At 72.2% G+C, this 2,397-nt stretch carries 1 protein-coding gene and 1 pseudogene; both read right to left on the bottom strand.

Annotated elements, in window-relative coordinates:
• Positions 1-820, bottom strand: a pseudogene (locus AB0L95_RS42070) (1,4-alpha-glucan branching enzyme); the annotation flags it as partial.
• Positions 817-2,214 (bottom strand): maltokinase, encoded by a 1,398-nt coding sequence (locus AB0L95_RS42065; protein WP_365171944.1) that lies wholly within the window; start codon positions 2,212-2,214, stop codon positions 817-819. The pseudogene AB0L95_RS42070 and the gene AB0L95_RS42065, both read right to left, overlap by 4 nt.
• Positions 2,215-2,397: the final 183 nt, after the last annotated feature.

Genomic DNA, 2,397 nt, shown 5'->3' with positions numbered 1-2,397 from the left:
GTCGCCAGGAGGGCAGATGCACCTCGTACACCGAGAACGGCGCCTCGTGGACGGGGATGTCCCCGCGATGCGCGAGCCACTCCTCGTCGTGCCACACGTACGCGGACTCGGACGCGATGACGACCGACGCGGTCGCGGGCGGCACCTCCGTGCGGCGGGCCATGGGGTCCGCGCGTACGGTGTGGGTGCCGTCGGGTCGTGTGATGTCGAACTTGTACAGCGTTCCGGGGTCGATGCCGGGCACGAACAGCTCCCACACCCCGGTCGAGCCGAGGGAGCGCATCGGATGGGCCGTGCCGTCCCAGTGACAGAAGTCCCCGCAGACCCGCACCCCCCGTGCATTGGGTGCCCACACCGTGAAGCGGATGCCGCTGACGCCCGCATGGGTCATCGGATGGGCGCCGAGCGCCCGCCAGAGCTGCTCGTGGCGTCCCTCGCCGATCAGATGCAGGTCCAACTCGCCGAGCGCGGGCAGGAAACGGTAGGGGTCGCCGGTCTCCAGCACGGAGTCCTCGTAGGCCACGAGGAGCCGGTACTCGGGGACGTTCCGCAGTGGCAGCAGAGCCGAGAAGAACCCGTCGCCGTCGTCGTGCAGTTCGGCCCAGAGACTGTCGAGGAGGACGGTCACCGAGAGCGCGCCGGGCCTCAGGACGCGGAGGGCGACCCCGCCGGGCACCAGGCGGGCGCCCAGCACCGCGTGCGGATCGTGGTGCTCGCCCGCCAGCAGCCGCTGCCGCTCGCCGGGCTCCGCGGGCGCGGCACTCGGTCTCCCCAACTGCGGGGAGCACAGGGGCGGTGGGGATGTGCTGGGGGCGGTCACGGTATCAGCCTCCTCAGGCCGGGACGTTCGGCGAGGCGCTCGATCGCCGCCATCGGCACGGGCAGCCAGTCCGGTCGGTGCCGGGCCTCGTACAGCACCTCGTACACGGCGCGGTCCGTCTCGTAGGCCCGCAGCAGTTCCGGTTCCGAGCGGGGGTCCCAGCCGGCCACGGTGGCATAGCCCGCGCAGTATGCGTCCCGGCACCGCAACGCCCACTCGGGGCGCCAGGGCCGGCGGGCGTGGGCGGCATAGTCGAAGGAGCGGAGCATGCCCGCCACATCGCGCACCGGGGACTGGACCCGGCGCCGTTCGGGCAGCGGGCGGGCCGGTTCGCCCTCGAAGTCGATCACATGCCACTGCCGTTCGGCACGCAGCACCTGGCCCAGGTGCAGATCGCCGTGGATCCGCTGCGCGGGCCGGGGGGAGTCGAGGGCCGCCGCCTCGGTGAACGCGGACTGCAGCCCGGCCGCGAACGGCAGCAGTTCCGGTACGGCGTGGAGGGCGTCCCGCAGCCGTTTCAGCATCCCCGCAGCGAGCCGCTCGCTGCGGGGCGGTCCCTGGGACTCGACGGGGAACGCGGCGGCCAGGGCCAGGTGCACCTCGGCCGTCGCCTGTCCCATCTCATGGGCCTCCCCGGTGAACTCCCGGCCGGCCGCGAGCGCGGCCAGCGCCTGCGTCCATCCGTCGTCGGCACCGCGCAGAAACGGCTGCAGCACACCGAGGGTCGCGGCCCACGGACGGGAGGTGCGGAACCAGGCCACCGGGGCGAGGACTCGGGTGCAGCCCTGTCGGGCAAGGGCCCAGGGCACCTCCAAGTCCGGGTTGATGCCGGGCCGCACACGGCGGAAGAGCTTCAGGATGTACGCGTCCCCGTACACCAGGGAGGAGTTGGACTGTTCGGCTTCGAGAAGGCGCGGGGGGAGACCGGCGGGGATGGTCACCCCTCCGTCGCGTTCGAAGCGCAGGGCGCCCGCGGTGCCCGGCGTGCGCAGCCGATCCAGCAGCAGGGACGCCGAACCCGGGTCGTGCAGGGCGTCGTACACCAGCAGCCCCGTCAGCGGGCCCTCACGGACGCGTCCGAGGACGGCCGTGTGGTGCCGGGGCATGAGGAACTCACCGAATCCGAGGATCAGTTGGTAGCAGTCGCGGACCGGGGTGGCACGCGATGTGCCGCTCGCCGACAGCTCGGGGTACTCGGCGCGGACCAGGAGATGCAGGCAGTCGGCACGCAGTTCGGTCACCGAGAGCAGCGCCAGGTCCGTGACGGGACGTCCCTTGCCCGCGAACCAGCGCTGCCTGGGCAGCCAGGTGCGCAGCAGACCGGACAGCGAGGGCAGCAGCCAGGCGGGGTCGAGGCTGTCCGGGCGGAGTGTTGCGCTCTCGGTCTTCGTCATGGCGTCGCGTCCTTTCCGTCCGGGGCGGCCGAACAGCGGCCATGAGTCAACGGGCCACGACCAGGTTCACCTTGGTGGCCTGAGGGAGGTCCTTGCGGATTCGGAACCAGTAGAAGCCGTGGCCTGCGAGGGTGAGCAGGTAGGGCAGTTGGCCGATGGCGGGGAAGCGGACCCCGCCGATGA

Origin of the sequence: Streptomyces sp. NPDC052036 (assembly GCF_040680495.1) — a bacterium.
GTDB lineage: Bacteria > Actinomycetota > Actinomycetes > Streptomycetales > Streptomycetaceae > Streptomyces.
This window is presented reverse-complemented; position numbering and strand designations above follow the sequence as displayed.

Bases quoted from the DNA above. Each gene is read 5' to 3' on its own strand.
- AB0L95_RS42065 (WP_365171944.1), bottom strand. From the start codon at position 2,214: ATGACGAAGACCGAGAGCGCAACACTCCGCCCGGACAGCCTCGACCCC.